General features: G+C 59.7%; 18 protein-coding genes. 12 read left to right on the forward strand and 6 right to left on the reverse strand.

The window, feature by feature from the left end:
- Positions 1–69 precede the first annotated feature (69 nt).
- On the reverse strand, positions 70–978 hold the full coding sequence (locus L8K08_RS03830; protein WP_242194407.1) for an OmpA family protein: 909 nt from the start codon (positions 976–978) through the stop codon (positions 70–72).
- 156 nt (positions 979–1134) lie between these two features.
- On the opposite strand from L8K08_RS03830, the gene pyrC reads away from it, so the two are divergent.
- Positions 1135–2181, forward strand: a complete 1047-nt coding sequence (gene pyrC, locus L8K08_RS03835; protein ID WP_242194408.1) for a dihydroorotase — start codon at positions 1135–1137, stop codon at positions 2179–2181.
- Positions 2178–2849, forward strand: coding sequence for a ribonuclease T (gene rnt, locus L8K08_RS03840; protein WP_017137041.1), 672 nt, complete (start codon positions 2178–2180; stop codon positions 2847–2849). Before pyrC ends, rnt begins: the two co-directional genes overlap by 4 nt.
- A gap of 304 nt (positions 2850–3153) precedes the next feature.
- Here rnt and L8K08_RS03845 read toward each other — a convergent pair whose 3' ends face one another.
- Entirely contained in the window at positions 3154–3756 is a 603-nt protein-coding gene (locus L8K08_RS03845) for a peroxiredoxin (protein ID WP_057724790.1), read from the reverse strand.
- Positions 3757–3998: 242 nt separating this feature from the next.
- On the opposite strand from L8K08_RS03845, the gene L8K08_RS03850 reads away from it, so the two are divergent.
- Positions 3999–4217, forward strand: a complete 219-nt coding sequence (locus L8K08_RS03850; RefSeq protein ID WP_078047118.1) for a bacterioferritin-associated ferredoxin — start codon at positions 3999–4001, stop codon at positions 4215–4217.
- 200 nt (positions 4218–4417) lie between these two features.
- Positions 4418–4888, forward strand: a complete 471-nt coding sequence (bfr, locus tag L8K08_RS03855; protein ID WP_106577268.1) for a bacterioferritin — start codon at positions 4418–4420, stop codon at positions 4886–4888.
- 102 nt (positions 4889–4990) lie between these two features.
- Here bfr and grxD read toward each other — a convergent pair whose 3' ends face one another.
- Together grxD and L8K08_RS03865 are read right to left on the reverse strand one after the other, a co-directional pair.
- A complete protein-coding gene (gene grxD, locus L8K08_RS03860; protein WP_106577269.1) occupies positions 4991–5329 on the reverse strand; it encodes a Grx4 family monothiol glutaredoxin in 339 nt (112 codons plus the stop codon).
- 86 nt (positions 5330–5415) lie between these two features.
- The gene (locus L8K08_RS03865; protein WP_242194411.1) at positions 5416–7524 is read right to left on the reverse strand and encodes a molybdopterin oxidoreductase family protein; all 2109 of its coding nucleotides are present in this window, start codon (positions 7522–7524) and stop codon (positions 5416–5418) included.
- A gap of 423 nt (positions 7525–7947) precedes the next feature.
- On the opposite strand from L8K08_RS03865, the gene argF reads away from it, so the two are divergent.
- Both argF and L8K08_RS03875 read left to right on the forward strand, forming a co-directional pair.
- The gene (gene argF, locus L8K08_RS03870; protein WP_145161561.1) at positions 7948–8868 is read left to right on the forward strand and encodes an ornithine carbamoyltransferase; all 921 of its coding nucleotides are present in this window, start codon (positions 7948–7950) and stop codon (positions 8866–8868) included.
- A complete protein-coding gene (locus tag L8K08_RS03875) occupies positions 8865–9974 on the forward strand; it encodes an ABC transporter ATP-binding protein (RefSeq protein WP_242194413.1) in 1110 nt (369 codons plus the stop codon). Before argF ends, L8K08_RS03875 begins: the two co-directional genes overlap by 4 nt.
- Before the next feature lie 148 nt (positions 9975–10122).
- Here the strand turns inward: L8K08_RS03875 and ybaK are convergent, their stop codons facing one another.
- Complete coding sequence (gene ybaK, locus L8K08_RS03880) at positions 10123–10593, reverse strand: Cys-tRNA(Pro) deacylase (RefSeq protein WP_106577272.1); 471 nt, start codon at positions 10591–10593, stop codon at positions 10123–10125.
- Between the two features lie 326 nt (positions 10594–10919).
- Here ybaK and L8K08_RS03885 point away from each other — a divergent pair, with 326 nt between their 5' ends.
- The 4 genes from L8K08_RS03885 (at position 10920) to glpD (ending at position 15996) form a co-directional block, all read left to right on the forward strand.
- Positions 10920–11774 (forward strand): MIP/aquaporin family protein, encoded by an 855-nt coding sequence (locus tag L8K08_RS03885; protein WP_145161555.1) that lies wholly within the window; start codon positions 10920–10922, stop codon positions 11772–11774.
- An 80-nt stretch (positions 11775–11854) separates the two neighbouring features.
- Positions 11855–13360 carry a glycerol kinase GlpK gene (gene glpK / locus L8K08_RS03890; protein ID WP_242194415.1) on the forward strand — a complete coding sequence of 502 codons (1506 nt, stop codon included), beginning with the start codon at positions 11855–11857 and terminating at the stop codon, positions 13358–13360.
- A 95-nt stretch (positions 13361–13455) separates the two neighbouring features.
- Entirely contained in the window at positions 13456–14211 is a 756-nt protein-coding gene (locus L8K08_RS03895; protein WP_242194417.1) for a DeoR/GlpR family transcriptional regulator, read from the forward strand.
- Positions 14212–14457: 246 nt separating this feature from the next.
- Complete coding sequence (gene glpD, locus L8K08_RS03900; RefSeq protein WP_242194419.1) at positions 14458–15996, forward strand: glycerol-3-phosphate dehydrogenase; 1539 nt, start codon at positions 14458–14460, stop codon at positions 15994–15996.
- 48 nt (positions 15997–16044) lie between these two features.
- Here glpD and L8K08_RS03905 read toward each other — a convergent pair whose 3' ends face one another.
- On the reverse strand, positions 16045–16770 hold the full coding sequence (locus L8K08_RS03905) for a tetratricopeptide repeat protein (protein ID WP_242194422.1): 726 nt from the start codon (positions 16768–16770) through the stop codon (positions 16045–16047).
- A gap of 121 nt (positions 16771–16891) precedes the next feature.
- On the opposite strand from L8K08_RS03905, the gene L8K08_RS03910 reads away from it, so the two are divergent.
- Together L8K08_RS03910 and L8K08_RS03915 are read left to right on the forward strand one after the other, a co-directional pair.
- Positions 16892–19213 carry a TonB-dependent siderophore receptor gene (locus L8K08_RS03910; protein ID WP_242194425.1) on the forward strand — a complete coding sequence of 774 codons (2322 nt, stop codon included), beginning with the start codon at positions 16892–16894 and terminating at the stop codon, positions 19211–19213.
- 862 nt (positions 19214–20075) lie between these two features.
- Entirely contained in the window at positions 20076–21002 is a 927-nt protein-coding gene (locus tag L8K08_RS03915) for a glutamate/aspartate ABC transporter substrate-binding protein (protein WP_145161533.1), read from the forward strand.
- Positions 21003–21093 lie beyond the last annotated feature (91 nt).

Raw genomic sequence — 21093 nt, forward strand, 5'->3', positions numbered from 1 at the left:
TACAGAGGCGCGACAGCAAATGAAGATAAAGCGACAGATTATGTCGAACGGGCGACCAAGGGTCGCACCTTAAGACGTGTGTGCCGGGTTGCTCGGTGCAGTGGCCTGCGGTGCCGGTTTCTCGGGGGCTGCCACGCGTTCCAGCTGGATATTCACGCGGCGATTGCGCGCCCGGTTGGCGGCATTCGTGTTGGGCGCCAGTGGGTAGCTTTCACCGTGAAAACGCATGGTGATCTGCGATTCGGGGATGCCATTGGCCTTGAAGTAGTCTGTGACTGCCAGGGCTCGGCGGCGCGAGACGTCACGGTTGGTCAGGCGATTGCCGCTGTTGTCCGAATGGCCATTCAACTCGATATGGTTGACGGTAGGGTCGGCTTTCATGAACGCCAGAATCACGTCCAGCTTCTTCTTCGCGGCCGCGTCCAGTTCAATACCGCCACCGGGGAAGCCAACTTCGGTCTGTTTGACCTGGTCGTAATTCATCGGCAACAGCTTTGTGGTGCACAGTTGGTAGTCGTTGTAGGCCTTGTTGAACTTGACCGGCAACAGACGAATTTCCGAGTAGCCGCCCTCGCGCCCGTAATGCCGCACGGTCGGGCTACGCCCTTCCAGCAAACCGGTGAACAGCCGCCCGGCCTGGGCCTGGGAGCTGTTGAACAATACGTCGCCACTGCCGACACGCACGGCGCCAAGGTTGATGTCACCACGGCCCGGCTGCCAGGGCGCAGCGGCGGCCAACAAGGTCGCCGAGCCCGCACCCAGCGCGCCGTTGTAGGCTTTCAGGCGAAACGTCGCTTGCTCGCCGGCCCGGCGCACGAACTCACCCGAGCCGAAATCGGTGATCGGTTGGGTGAGTCGGCACTCGAACTGATCGCCTTCCACCTTCCACTCAATATTCTCCAGACGTGTCTGGAACGTGAGGGCCATCGCAGGCAGGCTGGCAAACACACTGAGCAGGGCTAGATAATGCTGGCGCACGGGAGGCTCCACTGGTTTCTACAACACTTCAAAGCGTCATACGTCGTTAAGGCATACCCAGGGATATCGGTAGCGTCCTGCAAAACTTGATAGCGAGTGCCTGCAAGAGTCTTTTCCGGTAGCATTCCCACCAGATTGACCCGCCTGGAATCCCCAATGTCCGACCGCCTGACCCTGCTGCGTCCCGACGACTGGCATATTCATCTTCGCGATGGTGCTGCGTTACCCCAAACTGTGGCCGATGTAGCGCGCACGTTTGGCCGCGCCATCATCATGCCTAACCTGGTACCTCCGGTGCGTAATGCCGCTGAAGCCGACGCCTATCGCCAGCGCATCCTCGCTGCACGGCCGGCCGGCAGCCGATTCGAACCGTTGATGGTGCTCTACCTCACTGATCGCACCCAGCCTGACGAAATTCGCGCCGCCAAAGCGACTGGTTTCGTGCACGCCGCCAAGCTGTACCCGGCCGGCGCGACCACCAACTCCGACTCCGGCGTGACCAGTATCGACAAGATCCTGCCGGCCATCGAAGCCATGGCTGAAGTCGGTATGCCGCTGCTGATTCACGGTGAAGTCACCCGTGGCGATGTCGACGTGTTTGATCGCGAGAAGATCTTCATCGACGAGCATATGCGCCGTGTGGTCGAGCTGTTCCCGACGCTGAAAGTGGTGTTTGAACACATCACCACCGCCGACGCCGTGCAGTTTGTGACCGAGGCTTCGGCCAATGTCGGTGCGACCATCACCGCGCATCACCTGCTCTACAACCGCAACCACATGCTGGTGGGCGGGATTCGGCCGCACTTCTATTGCCTGCCGATCCTCAAGCGCAACACTCACCAAGTGGCCTTGCTGGACGCCGCGACCAGCGGCAGCCCGAAGTTCTTCCTCGGCACCGACTCCGCGCCGCATGCCCAACACGCCAAAGAAGCCGCGTGTGGCTGTGCCGGTTGCTACACCGCGTATGCGGCGATCGAGCTGTACGCCGAAGCGTTCGAACAGCGCAATGCCCTGGACAAACTTGAAGGCTTCGCCAGCCTCAATGGCCCGCGTTTCTACGGCCTGCCGGCGAATACCGACCGCATTACCCTGGTTCGTGAAGACTGGACCGCCCCTGTCAGCCTGCCGTTTGGCGAGCTGACTGTTATCCCGCTGCGCGCCGGTGAAACACTGCGCTGGCGCCTGCTGGAGGAAAGCAAGTGAGTGAAGACCATTACGATGACGAACACGAGCACAGTGGTGGCGGTTCCCGTCACCCGATGGCCGAGCGGTTTCGCGGCTATCTGCCGGTGGTCATCGACGTAGAAACCGGCGGCTTCAACTGCGCTACCGACGCCTTGCTGGAAATTGCCGCGACCACCATCGGCATGGACGAGCAGGGTTTCGTGTTTCCGGAGCACACCCACTTCTTTCGTGTCGAGCCGTTCGAAGGCGCGAACATTGAAGCAGCCGCTTTGGAGTTCACCGGGATCAAGCTCGACCACCCGCTGCGCATGGCGGTGAGTGAAGAAGCGGCGCTGACCGATATCTTCCGCGGTGTGCGCAAGGCGTTGAAGGCCAATGGCTGCAAACGCGCGATCCTGGTCGGCCACAACAGCAGCTTCGACTTGGGCTTCCTGAATGCTGCCGTGACGCGGTTGGACATGAAGCGCAACCCGTTTCACCCGTTCTCCAGCTTCGACACTGCTACCCTCGCGGGCCTGGCGTATGGCCAGACCGTACTGGCGAAAGCCTGTCAGGCAGCCGGTATCGACTTTGACGGGCGTGAAGCCCACTCGGCTCGCTACGACACCGAGAAGACGGCCGAGCTGTTCTGCGGCATCGTCAACCGCTGGAAGCAGATGGGCGGCTGGGAAGACTTCAACGACTGAGGCTTGCCCGAGCGCTGTTGTGGCGAGCGGGCTTACTGTGGCGAGCGGGCTCGCCCCGCGTTGGGCTGCGCAGCGGCCCCAGAACCAGGCAACGCGGTTCGCCAGATGAATCGCGGCGGTCTAATTGGGGCTGCTTCGCAGCCCAACGCGGGGCAAGCCCGCTCGCCACAACATACTCACTCACCACAACATACCCACTCGCCACAACAGCCCTCCAGCCACTGAACACCAGTGGCCACAGGGTCATTTCCCGCGCATAAAAAAACCGGCCTTCTCAGGCCGGTTTTTTTGCTTCGAACGTGGCTTACAGCTTGCCGGCGTTCTCGGTCAGGTAAGCCGCAACACCTTCGGTGGAAGCGGTCATGCCTTTGTCGCCTTTTTTCCAGTTGGCAGGGCAAACTTCGCCGTGCTCTTCGTGGAATTGCAGCGCGTCGACCAGACGGATCAGCTCTTCCATGTTACGGCCCAGCGGCAGGTCGTTGATGATCTGCGAGCGCACAACGCCCTTGTCGTCGATCAGGAACGCGCCACGGAAAGCCACGCCGCCTTCGGATTCAACGTCGTAGGCTTTGGCGATGTCGTGCTTCATGTCGGCAGCCATGGTGTATTTGACTTTGCCGATGCCGCCATCATTGATGGCGGTGTTGCGCCAGGCGTTGTGAGTGAAATGGGAGTCGATGGAAACGGCTACCACTTCAACGTTGCGCGCCTTGAAATCGTCCATGCGGTGGTCCAGAGCGATCAGCTCCGACGGGCAGACGAAGGTGAAGTCCAGCGGGTAGAAGAACACCAGGCCGTATTTGCCTTTGATGGCTTCAGACAGTTTGAAGCTGTCTACGATTTCGCCATTGCCGAGGACGGCAGGTACGTCGAAATCCGGGGCTTGTTTGCCGACGAGTACGCTCATTGGTTATCTCCTGATGCAGGGGTGACGATTGAAGTAAAAGGACCGGCCCAGTCTGACGAGCATAAGCGACAGCCCTGTGACGCGGTCACGCTTCGTGAAGACCGACCATCATACACTGAAAAAACCGTTCGTCAGTGGGTGGCCAGGCCAGGGCAATACCCTATGAAACTACTTTGACAATCATTCTCGTTAACATTAAGATCCATCGCACTTAAGCCTTAAACCCGCGATGGTTCTCCCTTATGTATGTCTGCCTCTGCACTGGCGTCACCGACGGACAAATCCGCGAAGCAATCTACGAAGGTTGCTGCAGCTACAAGGAAGTACGTGAAACCACCGGCGTTGCCAGCCAGTGCGGTAAATGTGCTTGCCTCGCCAAGCAAGTGGTACGGGAAACCCTGACGCAGCTGCAAACCGCTCAGTCAGCGCTGCCCTACTCAGCAGAATTTACACACGCTTAAATAGCGTGTTTTGAAGAACCGGACTTAGTGTCCGGTTTTTTTATGCCCGTAATTCAATTAGTTAGCGTCAAGACGCGGAACACAAACATTCTTATTCCGATTAATTTTCATTTATTATTCAATAACTTAGGTTTGACACTAGGGATTTCGCCGCTCAAACTCCGCCTTATATACAGCTATTACAGGGCAGGACCCCAGTCATGAAAGGCGACATCTCAGTCATCCAGCAACTCAATAAAATCCTTGCCAATGAACTGGTCGCGATTAATCAGTACTTTCTGCATGCACGCATGTATGACGATTGGGGCCTGGAAAAGCTCGGCAAGCGTGAATACAAAGAATCCATCAAGGCCATGAAAGACGCGGACGCGCTGATCAAGCGCATCCTGTTCCTGGAAGGCCTGCCGAACGTGCAGGATCTGGGCAAGCTGAACATCGGCGAGCACACCCAGGAAATGATCATCAGCGACCTGAAGTTCGAACAGAAAAGCCACAGCGACCTCAAGGCCGCCATTGCACACTGCGAAACCAAGGGCGATTTCGGCAGCCGTGAACTGCTCGAAGACATTCTGGAAGACCAGGAAGAACACATCGACTGGCTGGAAACCCAGCTGGGCCTGATCGACAAAGTCAGTCTGGAAAACTACCTGCAATCGCAGATGGGTGAATAACCCGTAGCCAACAGGCCATAAAAAAGCCCCGCTCTCTTTCGAGAAGCGGGGCTTTTTATTGACTGACGCATTGCAGACGCCGGCTCGCCGACGCCTGCAGGATTACGCGTCGGTCTTGGCGGCGGCGTTTGCCGCGGCTTCTTTGATCAGCGCTTGCAGCGAACCATCCGCAGCCATCTCAGTGATGATGTCACTGCCGCCGACCAGCTCACCGGCTACCCACAATTGTGGGAACGTTGGCCAGTTGGCGTACTTCGGCAGGTTGGCGCGGATTTCAGGGTTTTGCAGGATATCCACGTAGGCGAATTTCTCGCCGCACTGCATGATGGCCTGGGAAGCCTTCGCGGAGAAACCGCACTGAGGAGCGTTTGGCGCGCCCTTCATGTAAAGCAGAATGGTGTTGTTGGCAATCTGCTCTTTGATCGTTTCGATGATATCCATGGAACACCTCGGCTGGAACTTTGCGACTCACAGGTCGGCACGGTGGCGCATTGTAACGCAAAATTCCAGCCCGGTGGTCGGGCGCCTCAGGCAGCCGCTACCTGCACCGGCACACCGTTGAGCGCAGCGTTGCCGGATAACTCGTCCAACTGCCGCTCGTCGGTGAGGTCATTCGCACTCGCCCCTGGCTGCCCGCTAGCGATGCTCATCTGCACGCCTGGGCGTCCATGCCCCCAGCCATGAGGCAGGCTGACCACGCCGGGCATCATGTCCAGGCTGGCCACCACTTCCACTTCGATCATGCCGATGCGCGAACTGACGCGCACCCGCTGACCATCGCGCAATTGCCGACTGGCCAAGTCATCAGGGTGCATATGCAACTGGTGCCGAGGCTTGCCCTTCACCAGACGGTGATAGTTATGCATCCACGAGTTATTGCTGCGCACATGACGACGGCCAATCAGCAGGAGTTCGTCCACCACCGGCACAGGGTGCGCCGCGAACCGCACCAAATCAGCAAGGATCACCGCCGGCGCCGCCTGCACCTGGCCGTTGGCAGTCTTCAAGCGCGTGGCGAGATTGGGCTTGAGCGGCCCCAGATCCACGCCGTGCGGATGGTCCGCCAGCATCGCCACCGATAGTTTGTGATCAGAGGCGTCACCGTAAGCCCCGGCACGCAAACCAAAGTCAATCATCTGCGCCGGCGCCATGGTCGGTTTGAGCGCCACGCCTGTCTGCGCCGCAAAGGCCTTGGCCAGGCCGACAAAGATTTCCCAGTCGTGCAGCGCGCCTGCGGGCTTGGGCAGGATTGCGCGGTTGAACCGAGTGACGTTGCGCACGGCGAACATATTGAAGGTGGTGTCGTAGTGATCGTTTTCCAGCGCCGACGTGGACGGCAGGATCAGGTCGGCGTATCGCGTGGTCTCGTTGATATAGAGGTCGATGCTGACCATAAACTCAAGCCCGTCCAGTGCCTGCTCCAACTGGCGACCGTTTGGCGTCGACAACACCGGGTTGCCGGCCACGGTCACCAAGGCGCGGATCTGACCTTCGCCTTCGGTGAGCATTTCTTCTGCCAAGGCGGACACCGGCAACTCACCGCCATATTCCGGGCGTCCGGACACGCGACTCTGCCAGCGATTGAAATGCCCGCCACCGGTTGACGCCACCAGGTCCACGGCCGGCGAGCTGCACAAGGCGCCGCCGACACGGTCCAGATTGCCGGTCACCAGATTGATCAATTGCACCAGCCAATGGCACAGCGTACCGAAGGCCTGGGTGGACACGCCCATGCGCCCGTAACACACCGCCTTGTCCGCTGCGGCAAAGTCCCGCGCCAGCTGGCGGATCTGTTCGGCAGGCACTGCGCATTGGCGGCTCATGGCTTCAGCGGTGAACCCGGTAATCGCGCGGCGCACGTCTTCAAGGCCTTCGACCGGCAAGTGGCTTTCACGCGTCAGGTTCTCGGTAAACAAGGTGTTGAGCAAGCCGAACAACAGCGCCGCATCGCCACCAGGGCGCACGAACAGATGCTGATCGGCGATCGCCGCCGTCTCGCTGCGGCGTGGATCAACCACCACCACACTGCCGCCCCGCGCCTGGATGGCCTTGAGGCGCTTCTCTACGTCAGGCACGGTCATGATGCTGCCGTTGGACGCCAGCGGGTTGCCGCCCAGGATCAGCATGAAATCGGTGTGATCGATATCCGGAATCGGCAGCAGCAGGCCGTGGCCGTACATGAGATGACTGGTGAGGTGATGTGGCAGCTGGTCCACCGAGGTCGCGGAAAACCGATTGCGCGTCTTGAGCTGCCCAAGGAAGTAGTTGCTGTGGGTCATCAGCCCATAGTTGTGCACGCTGGGGTTGCCCTGGTACACCGCCACCGCATTCTGCCCGTGCCGGGCCTGGATGCCCGCCAGGCGCTCAGCGACCAGCGTGAACGCCTCGTCCCATGGGATCGGCTGCCATTCGCTGCCCACACGTAACATGGGCTGGTGCAGGCGGTCCGGGTCGTTCTGAATGTCCTGCAACGCCACGGCCTTGGGGCAGATGTGCCCACGGCTGAAGGTGTCCAGCGGGTCACCCTTGATCGAGGTGATCGCCAGGCTGCCGTCGTCGGCTTGGGTGGTTTCCAGGGTCAGGCCGCAGATGGCTTCACACAGATGGCAGGCACGGTGGTGGAGAGTCTTGGTCATGGCCAGTCTCTTTATTGGGCTTTGGCCCAACTATGGCCCCTCACCTGAGCGCGCACCAGTAAGGTTCGCCCCGTGAATCGACAGGCATCAGGCCAGACCATGAGCAAATGTTTCAAAACCTTGCGAAGAGCCACCGAAACTGACGCAGCCTGGCCTGCGCCCGCCCCCACGCATTGCAAAAGGTCTCAGCGCCAGTGTACAAATGGCCCGCTGCTGTCAGGAATCAGTCTTCAAAAGCGCTTCAGCGCCCTTCTTGAACACCCTTAAAAACCGTAGCCCTATTGGTAAGACGCGACATTTAATTATAAGATCGCGCCTTCCCCCATTTCGTCGCCCCGTGCGGCTTTCGCCGCAGGTCTCGCCCGTTGTCACAATAAACAAGGCTTTGAGTATCTGCGGTCTGTTGCAAAAAGGTAGTTAATGATGAGCGCAAGGCACTTTCTCTCCCTGATGGATTGCACGCCCGAAGAGCTGGTCAGCGTGATCCGTCGAGGCATTGAGCTTAAAGACCTGCGTAACCGCGGCGTACTGTTCGAGCCTTTGAAAAACCGTGTGCTCGGGATGATTTTCGAGAAGTCGTCGACCCGCACCCGCGTGTCGTTCGAAGCCGGCATGATCCAGCTGGGTGGCCAAGCCATCTTTCTGTCTTCGCGCGATACCCAACTGGGCCGCGGCGAGCCGATTGCCGACGCTGCGCGCGTAATGTCGCGCATGCTCGATGCGGTGATGATCCGTACCTTCGCGCACAGCACCGTGACCGAATTTTCCGCCAACTCCCGGGTGCCGGTGATCAACGGCCTGTCCGATGACCTGCACCCCTGCCAGTTGCTGGCCGACATGCAAACCTTCCTTGAGCACCGCGGTTCGATTCAGGGCAAGACCGTGGCCTGGATCGGCGACGGCAACAACATGTGCAACAGCTATATAGAAGCGGCGATCCAGTTCGACTTCCAGCTGCGCGTTGCCTGCCCGGAAGGCTACGAGCCTGATGCACGTTTCCTGGCTCAAGCCGGCGACCGTGTCACCGTCGTGCGCGACCCGCGTGACGCGGTGATCGGCGCGCACCTGGTGAGCACCGACGTGTGGACCTCCATGGGTCAGGAAGAAGAAACCGCCAAGCGCCTGGCCCTGTTCGCACCGTACCAAGTGACCCGCGCCCTGCTCGACCTGGCCGCACCGGACGTGCTGTTCATGCACTGCCTGCCCGCCCACCGTGGCGAAGAAATCAGCCTTGACCTGCTCGACGATGAGCGTTCGGTCGCGTGGGACCAGGCCGAAAACCGCTTGCACGCCCAGAAAGCGTTGCTTGAATTTCTTGTCCCGCCGTCGTACCACCACGCATGAGCCAGCCATTACTGCTGAACCTGCGCAATCTGGCATGCGGCTATCAAGACCAACGCGTGGTGCAGAACCTCAACCTGCACCTCAACGCCGGCGACATCGGCTGCCTGCTCGGCTCATCCGGTTGCGGCAAAACCACGACCTTGCGCGCGATTGCCGGGTTTGAACCGGTGCACGAAGGTGAAATCAGCCTGGCCGGCGACGTGATCTCCAGCGCCGGCTTCACCCTCGCGCCGGAGAAACGCCGGATCGGCATGGTGTTCCAGGACTACGCACTGTTCCCGCACTTGAGCGTGGCCGACAACATCGCCTTCGGCATTCGCAAGCACCCGCAAAAAGACCGCGTGGTTGCCGAGTTGCTCGAACTGGTCAACCTGAAGAACCTGGGCAAGCGTTTTCCCCACGAGCTTTCCGGCGGTCAGCAACAACGCGTCGCCCTCGCCCGCGCCCTGGCGCCGGAGCCGCAACTGTTGCTGCTCGATGAGCCGTTCTCCAACCTCGACGGCGAACTGCGGCGCAAGCTCAGCCACGAGGTGCGCGACATTCTCAAGACACGCGGCACCAGTGCGATTCTGGTCACCCATGATCAGGAAGAAGCCTTCGCCGTGAGCGATCAGGTCGGCGTGTTCAAAGAAGGCCGCCTTGAGCAGTGGGACACGCCCTACAACCTCTATCACGAACCGCAGACGCCGTATGTCGCGAGCTTTATCGGCCAGGGTTATTTCATCCGTGGCCAGTTGAGCTCGCCGGAATCGGTCAGCACCGAACTCGGCGACCTGCGCGGTAACCGTGCCTACACGTGGCCCACGGGCGGCGCGGTGGATGTATTGCTGCGCCCGGATGACATCGTTTATGCACCGGACAGCGCGTTGAAAGCGCGGATTGTCGGCAAGACGTTCCTCGGCGCCTCGACCTTGTACCGCCTGCAATTGCCGACCGGTGCACAGTTGGAGTCGATTTTCCCAAGCCATGCGGATCATCAAGTGGGTGCGGATGTAGGGATTCGTGTGGCGGCTGAACATCTGGTGTTGTTCCAGGCGTCAGGCAGCGTTGCGGCGCAGGTTGCGCAGTCCGAGTCCGGGGTAAGGCGTTACAGCCCCGTTAACTGACGAAACCGACTCAACAGGTGGAAGCTGGCTTCTGTGGGAGCTGGCTTGCCTGCGACAGCATCACCTCGGTCTGACTGAAAGACCGAGGCGCTTGCATCGCGGGCAAGCCCGACGCCCACAGTGGCGTCATGCTCTTCAACAGTGAAATTCAGGCCCGGCCAATCGGCGCAAATGTGGCCTGGGTATGCTCAGCCAACACCGTCGCCGGCAGTTCAACTTCCAATCCCCGCCTCCCGGCACTGACAAAAATCGTTGCGAACGGCTGCGCCGTCACGTCGATAAATGTGCGCAAACGCTTTTTCTGTCCCAACGGGCTGATGCCGCCCAACAGGTAACCGGTGGAGCGTTGCGCCGCTGCGGGGTCGGCCATTTCGACCTTTTTCACCCCGGCCGCATGGGCGAGCGCCTTTAAATCCAGACTTCCGACGACCGGCACCACCGCCACCAACAATTCCCCTTTCTCACTGCTGGCCAGCAAGGTCTTGAACACCTGCGCGGGGTCGAGCCCCAACTTTTCCGCAGCCTCCAGCCCATAGGAGGCTGCCTTGGGATCATGTTCGTAACTGTGGATATGATGTTCGGCACGAACTTTTTTCAACAGGTCCAGTGCGGGGGTCATGGCTACTCCGGGCGTGGAAAACAGAGGGCCAATTCTAGGCCAAGCCCGAACAAAACGCTCTAGTGCGCCACTCCCGCAGGCGTACTGGTAGACGCAAGCGTGATCATTCATCAGACCAATAGTTCGAAAATGACCGATGGTTCACTTTCGACCTTTGACAGCCGTCATTCTTGTCTATATTTTTTCGTTTCCGAATACTGTAGGAATAGCACCTGCGGTACTCCAGCAATAAGCCATGGCCTGGATGGGGATCCTCGCCAAGGTGAAAATCGCGCAACAGCCCGTTGAGGCCGCGCGCCAAACAAGAACAACAATCGAGGTTTGCCATGACAACTGCTCTTCAACAGCCTTCACTTTCGAGCCAATGCATGGCCGAATTCCTGGGGACTGCGCTTCTGATCTTCTTCGGTACAGGATGTGTCGCTGCGCTCAAGGTCGCGGGTGCCAGCTTTGGGTTGTGGGAAATCAGTATCATCTGGGGGGTCGGCGTCAGCATGGCGATCTACCTGAGCGCCGGTATTTCCGGGGCTCACCTCAATCCGGCGGTGAGTATCGCCCTGTGCATTTTTGCCGATTTCGAAAAGCGCAAACTGCCCTTCTATATCCTCGCCCAGGTCGCCGGCGCCTTTTGCTCCGCCGCGCTGGTGTACACGCTGTACAGCAATCTCTTTTTCGATTACGAACAAACCCACCACATGGTTCGCGGCTCCCAGGCCAGCCTGGAGCTGGCGTCGGTGTTCTCCACCTACCCGCATGCCCTGCTGAGCACAGCCCAGGCGTTTCTGGTGGAAATGGTCATCACCGCCATCCTGATGGGCGTGATCATGGCCCTTACCGACGACAACAACGGCCTGCCACGCGGCCCGTTGGCCCCGCTGCTGATCGGTCTGCTGATCGCCGTGATTGGCAGTGCCATGGGCCCACTGACCGGCTTTGCGATGAACCCGGCGCGGGATTTCGGGCCCAAGCTGATGACCTTTTTCGCCGGCTGGGGTGAAATTGCCTTTACGGGCGGCCGCGATATCCCTTACTTCCTGGTTCCGATTTTCGCGCCGATTGTCGGCGCCTGCCTCGGCGCTGCGGCCTATCGCGGGCTGATTGCCCGCCATCTGCCGAGCGCCGCACCTGCTATAGATGAAACACCTGACACGGCTGTCAACGGCAAGACGCGTATTTCCTGATAGCGCCAGCCTGGTCCCACTGCCCTTTTGCGGCCCAGGCTGATTCCTTACTCTCTTATTTTCCGTCCAAGGCAATCGACATGACCGACATTCAGAATAAGAACTACATCATTGCCCTAGATCAGGGCACCACTAGTTCGCGGGCGATCATCTTTGACCGTGACGCCAACGTGGTCTGCACCGCCCAGCGCGAATTCACTCAGCATTACCCGCAAGCCGGCTGGGTCGAACATGACCCGATGGAAATTTTCGCCACCCAAAGCGCGGTGATGGTCGAGGCCCTGGCACAAGCCGGCCTGCACCATGACCAGGTCGCTGCCATCGGTATCACCAACCAGCGTGAAACCACCGTGGTCTGGGACAAGATCACCGGCCGCCCGATCTACAACGCGATCGTCTGGCAGTGCCGGCGCAGCACCGAGATCTGCCAGCAGCTCAAGCGTGATGGCCACGAGCAATACATCAACGACACCACCGGTCTGGTCACCGACCCGTACTTCTCCGGTACCAAGCTCAAGTGGATCCTCGACAACGTCGAAGGCAGCCGTGAGCGTGCGCGCAATGGCGAGCTGCTGTTCGGCACCATCGACAGCTGGCTGATCTGGAAATTTACCGGCGGCAAAACCCACGTTACCGATTACACCAACGCCTCGCGCACCATGCTCTTCAACATCCACACCCTGGAGTGGGATGCGAAGATGCTGGAGATTCTCGACGTACCGCGCGAAATGCTGCCGGAAGTGAAATCCTCGTCGGAAATCTACGGCCGTACCAAAAGCGGCATCGCCATCGGCGGCATCGCCGGTGACCAGCAAGCGGCCCTGTTCGGCCAGATGTGCGTAGAAGCGGGTCAGGCCAAGAACACCTACGGCACCGGCTGCTTCCTGCTGATGAACACCGGCGACAAGGCCGTCAAATCCCAACACGGCATGCTCACCACCATCGCCTGCGGCCCCCGCGGCGAAGTGGCCTACGCCCTGGAAGGCGCGGTATTCAACGGCGGTTCCACCGTACAGTGGCTGCGTGACGAGCTGAAAATCATCGCCGATGCTACCGACACCGAATACTTCGCCGGCAAGGTCAAAGACAGCAACGGCGTGTACCTGGTCCCGGCCTTTACCGGTCTGGGCGCTCCGTACTGGGACCCGTATGCGCGTGGCGCGCTGTTCGGCCTGACCCGTGGCGTACGGGTTGATCACATTATTCGTGCAGCCCTGGAGTCGATTGCCTACCAGACCCGCGACGTATTGGACGCCATGCAACAGGACTCCGGCGAACGCCTCAAAGCCCTGCGTGTGGACGGCGGCGCAGTCGCCAACAACTTCCTGATGCAGTTCCAGGCCGACATTCTCGGCACTCGGGTCGAGCGCCCGCAAATGCGTGAGACCACCGCCCTCGGCGCCGCTTACCTGGCCGGCCTGGCCTGTGGTTTCTGGGGCAGCCTGGACGAGTTGCGCGGCAAGGCCGTGATCGAGCGAGAGTTCGAACCCACGCTGGACGAAGCCGCCAAAGAGAAACTCTACGCCGGCTGGCAGAAAGCGGTGAGCCGTACCCGCGATTGGGAACCGCACGAAGGCGCTGAATAAGCCAAGCGCCGGACCCACATAGGGTTGTAACTGGCGGGGAGCGGCGTGCTGCGTCATCATGGGCCACTTTTGTATGGCAGCCCAAAGGACGCCCCATGAATCTGCCTCCCCGCCAGCAACAAATCCTCGAACTGGTCCGCGAACGCGGCTATGTCAGTATCGAGGAGATGGCGCAGCTATTTGTTGTCACCCCGCAAACCATCCGCCGCGATATCAACCAACTGGCGGACGCCAATCTGCTGCGCCGCTACCACGGCGGCGCGGCCTATGACTCCAGTGTCGAGAACACCGCGTACGCCATGCGTGCCGACCAGATGCGCGATGAGAAACAACGCATCAGCGAAGCCATTGCCGCACAAATTCCTGATCATGCCTCGCTGTTCATCAATATCGGTACCACCACCGAATCGATCGCGCGTGCGCTGCTCAATCACAATCACCTGAAAATCATCACCAACAACCTCAACGTCGCCACCATGCTCAGTGCCAAGGACGACTTCGACGTGCTGTTGACCGGCGGCAATGTGCGCCGTGACGGCGGTGTGGTCGGTCAGGCGAGCGTCGATTTCATCAACCAGTTCAAGGTCGACTTTGCACTGGTAGGCATCAGCGGCATCGATGAAGACGGCAGCTTGCTCGACTTTGATTATCAGGAAGTGCGGGTTTCCCAGGCGATCATTGCCAATGCACGCCAGGTGATTTTGGCCGCCGACTCGAGCAAGTTCGGGCGCAATGCCATGATTCGTTTGGGGCCGATCAGCCTGGTGGACTGTTTGGTGACCGATCAACAGCCGGTGCCAGCGTTGGTGCAGTTGTTGAACCAGCACAAGGTTCGGCTGGAAGTCGTTTAGCGCCGTTACCGGCGCCATCGGGGGCAAGCCCCCTCCCACATTGGAATGCGATCAACCTGTGGGAGGGGGCTCGCCCCCGATGGCGATCTATCTGACACCCTCATGTTCACAAATTTTCCTTTTCCAGCCCTTTGATGAGTTTTTTCAATCGAAGTCGGCTGGCTGCGCGCGCGTTTATCAGCTACTATTTTCGCAAATGAACATTAATGTTCGAATTCCAAGACGAAAAGATCGCGAGGCTAGCCGATGAACCCTTCCACCTTGCCTGCCCCACCGCTTGCCGAAGTCTATGACGTTGCCGTAATTGGTGGCGGGATCAATGGCGTCGGCATCGCAGCAGACGCAGCCGGTCGCGGTTTGTCGGTATTCCTTTGCGAAAAAGACGACTTGGCCAGCCACACGTCATCGGCCAGCAGCAAGCTGATCCACGGTGGCCTGCGTTATCTCGAACATTACGAATTCCGCCTGGTGCGCGAAGCACTGGCCGAACGCGAAGTGCTGCTGGCCAAGGCCCCGCATATCGTCAAGCAAATGCGTTTCGTGTTGCCGCACCGCCCGCACCTGCGCCCGGCGTGGATGATCCGTGCTGGCCTGTTCCTGTACGACCACTTGGGCAAGCGTGAAAAGCTCGCCGGTTCCAAGAGCCTCAAATTCGGCCCTGACAGCCCGCTGAAAAGCGAAATCACCAAAGGCTTCGAATACTCCGACTGCTGGGTCGATGACGCCCGCCTGGTGGTGTTGAACGCCATGGCCGCCCGCGAAAAAGGCGCGCATATCCACACCCAGACCCGTTGCATCAGCGCGCACCGCAACAACGGCATGTGGGAAATGAACATGGAACGCGCCGATGGCAGCCTGTTCTCGATCCGTGCCCGCGCCCTCGTGAACGCCGCCGGCCCATGGGTCGCCAAGTTCATCAAGGAAGACCTGAAGCTGGATTCGCCTTACGGCATCCGCTTGATCCAGGGCAGCCACCTGATCGTGCCGAAACTGTACGAAGGCGCCCACGCGCACATTCTGCAGAACGAGGACCAGCGCATTGTCTTCACCATTCCGTACCTCAACCACCTGACCATCATCGGCACCACCGACCGTGAATACACCGGCGACCCGGCGAAAGTAGCGATTACCGAAGGTGAAACCGACTACATGCTTAAGGTGGTAAATGCCCACTTCAAGAAGCAGCTGAGCCGCGACGACATCGTCCACACCTACTCCGGCGTGCGCCCGCTGTGCAACGACGAGTCGGATAACCCGTCGGCCATCACACGCGATTACACCTTGTCGCTGTCTGGCGGCACTGGCGAGGCGCCAATCCTGTCGGTGTTTGGCGGCAAGCTCACCACCTACCGCAAACTCGCCGAGTCGGCGATGGCTCAGCTGGCGCCGTTCTTCACACAGATGCGTCCAAGCTGGACGGCCACGGCCAGCCTGCCGGGCGGCGAGAACATGACCACGCCAGAAGCGCTGGCCGAGGCCATTCGCGCCAAGTTCAACTGGGTGCCGGCCGAGATCGCGCGTCGTTGGTCCACCACTTATGGCAGCCGCACCTGGCGCTTGCTCGAAGGTGTGCAGTCACTGGCTGACCTGGGCGATCACCTGGGTGGCGGCCTGTACACCCGCGAAATCGATTACCTGTGCGCCGAGGAATGGGCCACGCAAGCGCAGGACGTGCTGTGGCGCCGTACCAAGCTCGGGCTGTTCACCACCCCAGAGGAACAGGCCAACGTGCAGCGTTACCTGTCCAAGGTCGAGCAGAACCGCGCGAAGATCGAAGCGGCCTGATCAGTCCGTTGTGAAAAGCCCCTGCGCCGAAAGGTCCAGGGGCTTTTTTTATGCCTGCAGCGCCTGGCGCTGATACCGCAGGCCCATGTCACGAATCCCGCCGAGAGTGGAGCCCAGCAACACCGGATAAGCCGCCTGCAAAAAACCCGGTGTTGCCGTTGCCAGCGCGCGCTCCAGCCACAGGCAGGCCTGGCGCTCATCGCCGGTTTCGGCCAGCTCGGCAGCGTGGTTGTATTGCCCGCGAAAATCGCCCGCCTCGGCTGAGCGCTGATACCACTGCCGCGCCAGTTGCACATCCCTGGGCACCACGACGCCCTCATGGTGGAACCGCCCCAGCAGGTTCATCGATTTGGCGTGCCCTTTGGCCGCCGCCTGCACGAACAACTCATACGCTGCGACAAGGTCGCGCTCCACACCGCGACCGCGCGTCAGCAACTGGCCGTAGTTATACAGCCCCCAATCCAGCCCAAGGTCGCCAGCTTTGCGGTAATGCACGGCGGCGTCCGGCAGGTCGATTTCGCAACCCCAGCCATTTTCCAGGCAGCGCCCGATCATGTTGATCGCCATCGGGTGGCCCTGACGTGCGCCGATGCGAAACCAGCTCAGTGCCAACGCTTCGTCCTTTTGTATGCCCCGACCATCCAGCAGCAACTGACCCAAGATCGCCTGCGCATCGGCATCACCCAGTAGCGCAGCCTGCATCACCCAACGCGCATACGCGCGCGGGTTATCACCGATTTCACCCGATTCATTGCCTGGTCGCGTGCTCTGCATGCTCGTCTGCACTCTCTCAAACTGACAAAAATTTCATGAATCATCCTGTTACAAAGTATTACATTTGAGATCGTTTATCAATTACGATCACCTCTCAATTCCAACAACACGAGACTATTCAATGGCTACCGGGATCAGTTCTGCCCCCCATTCATCGCGGCATTTGCTCGCGTCGGCGGTGGGCTTGGCAGTGGCTGCGCAAGGAGGATTCAGCTATGCAGCGCAGACTGCAGATGACGGCACAGGTGTAATTGAGCTCGGCGCGACAAGTATCGAAGGTCAGGCCCCAAGCCAGAGCGCTTACAACCCCGTAGCGCCTTCCTCCCCCAAGTACACCGAGGCGCTGCGTGATACACCGCAGACGATTACCGTGGTGCCCAAGGAAGTCATTCATGATCAAAACCTGCTGACCCTGCGCGACGTGCTCAGCACCGTGCCGGGCATTACCTTCGGAGCCGGCGAAGGCGGCAGCGGTTACGGCGACAGCATCAACCTGCGCGGTTTCTCGGCCAGCGGCGACATCTACGTCGACGGCGTGCGCGACAGCGCGCAATACAGCCGCACCGACCCGTTCAACCTGGAACAGGTCGAAGTCGTCAGCGGCGCAAGTTCGGTGTATTCAGGTTCCGGCGCGGTCGGTGGCACCATCAACCTGGTGTCCAAGCAGCCGGAATTACACGACAAAACCACGATCAGCGCCGGCATCGGCACCGATAACTACAAGCGCACCACGCTGGACACCAATCAGCAACTCAACGACACCACCGCGTTCCGGCTCAACCTGATGGCGCATGGTAACGATGTGCCGGGCCGCGATTATGAAGATTACTCGCGCTGGGGCATTGCGCCCTCCATCGCCTTTGGCCTGGGCACGCCGACGCGCGTTACCGTCAGTTATGAACACCAGAAAGATGACAACACGCCGCAGTACGGCATCCCCATCTACAACGGCAAACCGATGCCGGGTGTGGGCTGGAGCGACTACTACGGTTACCACAACATCAATGACCAGCAGATCACCTCGGACGCGTTCAGCCTGAAACTTGAACACGACTTCAACGACGCCGTGTCAGTGCGCAACTTCACCCGCGTCGAGCGCGTGCGCCAGGACCTGCGCGCCTCCGGCCCCGAAGGTGCCCAGGCCGGCTGCCTGGCCAGCGGCACCCAGATAACGGGCGCGCCCTGCGCCGCCGGCCTCAAGCCTGGCTATTTCCAGCCAAGCGGCGGTTCGCTGGGCAACGAGCGCAACACCCAGAACAAAATGTTCACCAACCAGACTGACGTAACCAGTCACTTCAGCACGGGCTTCATCGACCACACACTGGTGACAGGCATCGCCATCAGCCGCGAGGAATACGAGGCGGATACCGGCAAATGGCTGACCAACAGCAACGGCAGCACGATCGTTCCGCCGCCGGTCAGCTTCAGCGACCCCAACTCGGACTGGACCGGCCCCGTCAACTTCACCCGTGCGGCCCACGTCGACGGTGCGCTGAACAACCGCGCCGCCTACGCCTTCGACACGCTCAAACTCAACCCGCAATGGGAAATCAACGGCGGTTTGCGTTACGAGCACAACGCCGGCAGCTCGGTCACCAATGCCTACTCCAGCACCGGCGTGGAAACGCCCGGCGTTCGCTACGGCCAAGCGGACGACCTGACGTCCTATCGCCTGGCACTGGTGTACAAACCGGTGGAAAACGGCAGTTTCTACATCGCCTACGGCAACAGCAAGACGCCGTCGCAAGCCAGCGTCAATGGTGGCTGCTTCACCCCGGCCAAAACGTCCAGCGCGCCCACCAACAACTGCAACGTTGCCCCGGAAACCGCCGTCAGCTATGAGATCGGCACCAAGTGGGACTTCCTCGACAATGCCTTGTCGGTCACCGGCGCGATCTTTCGCAATGACCGCACCAACTACAAAGTCGCCGATCCCGACCCGACCAACCTAAGCGGCACGCAGTCGCTCGACGGGAAAGCACGTGCAGACGGCGTGGCGCTCGGCCTGAGCGGTGCGATCACGGACAAGTGGAAGGTCTTCGCCAACTACACCTACTTGGATACCCGCGTATTGCGCAGCGCCAGCGACTTCACCCTGGCCACCACCGGTTTCGACGCGCAGAAAGGCGAACCGCTGCCGTTCACGCCTAAACATGCGGCCAGTCTTTGGACGGTGTACGACCTGCCCTACGACTTTCAGGTGGGCTACGGCATCACGGCGCAATCCAAGCAGTACCTGGTCAGCGCCGCCGGGGCACCGACTGCGCCGGGCTACGCCGTGCAGCGCGCGATGCTCGGCTACAAGGTCAACAAACAGCTGAACCTGCAGTTGAACGTCAACAACCTGTTCGACAAGGAATACCTGACGCGCATCCGTAACAACGGCTGGGCGGTGCCGGGTGATGGGCGTGCGGCGGTTGTTTCGGCTGACTATACGTTCTGATTGGGGGGGTGTTTTGGGGGGTATATCCGTTGTTTGGGTGATGGCTGATATGGGTTCCGCCCTTACGGCGGGCCACTTTTGAAAAGAGCCCAAAAGTAACCAAAAGGCTCTTGCCCCACCACTCGGCACCTCGCTTAGGCTCGGTGTGCCTAAGATCAAAATCAAAAGCAAAGCACGGCGGCCTGGTAGCCGACCTGATTTTGGAACCTGAACTCAATCAAATGTGGGAGCTGGGTTGCCTGCGATGGCATCAACTGGTTATGCCTGATACACCGAGGTGCCCGCATCGCAGGCAAGCCAGATCCCACAGAAAAGCCAAGCAGTGCGGTGGTGGAGGCTGAACTCGGTCAACTTGTGGGAGCGGGCTTGCTCGCGAAGGCGGTGGGTCAGCGACACATGAGCTGACTGACAAACCGCATTCGCGGGCAAGCCCGCTCCCACATTTGGATCTCTGTGCTTCAGACAGAAGTGTGTTGCTGTGCTGCTTCTACCACTCAGGTCGGCTACCACGCCGTCGTGCTCTGCGTTTGCCAAAAGTGACCCGCTGTAAGAGCGGAATCGCCAGCCGCCGTTACCGCAGCAACGCATATACACCGCCTCCCCCAAAGCCATTCGGTTTTCCGAACACCACACCCCGAACCATTCGGTTTGCCGGACCAAACCACCAAACCCCTCCCGTCACGCAAACTTAATCCCCATATAAATCAACCAGATAACCTTTTATCCCTGGTATGGCACGACTCATGCTCTACACTCCCTGACGATTGCCTGCGACGCTTCAGGAGCCGTCACGGGCATTCGCTGTACAAAAGAGAGCCGTTTAGCCGGCTTCATAAAAAAAACAAATGTCGAGGAAGTATTGATGCGCATCGTTCCCCATATCCTGGGCGCAGCTATCGCTGCTGCTCTGATCAGCACTCCAGTTTTCGCCGCCGAACTCACCGGCACACTGAAGAAAATCAACGACTCCGGCACTATCACTCTCGCTCACCGCGACAGCTCCATTCCGTTCTCCTACATCGCGGATGGCTCGGGCAAACCCGTGGGCTACTCCCACGACATTCAACTGGCCATCGTTGAAGCCCTGAAAAAAGACCTGAACAAACCCGATCTGAAGGTCAAGTACAACCTGGTCACCTCGCAAACCCGTATCCCGCTGATCCAGAACGGCACCGCGGATATCGAATGCGGCTCCACAACCAACAACGCCGAACGCGCTCAACAAGTTGATTTCACCGTCAACATGTTCGAAATCGGCACTCGCCTGCTGGTCAAGAAAGACAAGGATGGCAAGCCGTCCTACGCTGACTTTGCCGACCTGAAAGGCAAAAACGTCGTGACCACCGCCGGCACCACGTCCGAGCGCATCATCAAAGCGATGAACGCCGACAAGCAAATGGGCATGAACGTCATCTCCGCCAAAGACCACGGCGAATCCTTCCAGATGCTGGAAAGCGGCCGCGCCGTCGCCTTCATGATGGACGACGCCCTGCTCGCAGGCGAAGAAGCCAAGGCCAAGAAGCCGGACGACTGGGTCATCACCGGTACGCCACAGTCCTTCGAAGCCTATGCGTGCATGGTGCGTAAAGACGATCCAGCCTTCAAAAAGGCTGTCGATGACGCCATCGTCGGTCTGTACAAATCCGGCGAAATCAACAAGATCTACAGCAAGTGGTTCGAGAGCCCGATTCCTCCAAAAGGCCTGAACCTGAACTTCCCGATGAGCGACAAGGTTAAGGAGCTGATCGCTAACCCAAGCGACAAACCAGCCCCTGACGTAAAAATCTGATACCTGACTAAGCTTATCTCCTGAGGGAGCCAACCCTCCCTCAGGCGTCTGTTACTACCTGCTGGCTTTAATTTGGAACACTCGACCTGGC

The organism is Pseudomonas sp. TREG-RG-20F-10-E-6-01 (assembly GCF_022662455.1).
Taxonomy (GTDB): domain Bacteria; phylum Pseudomonadota; class Gammaproteobacteria; order Pseudomonadales; family Pseudomonadaceae; genus Aquipseudomonas.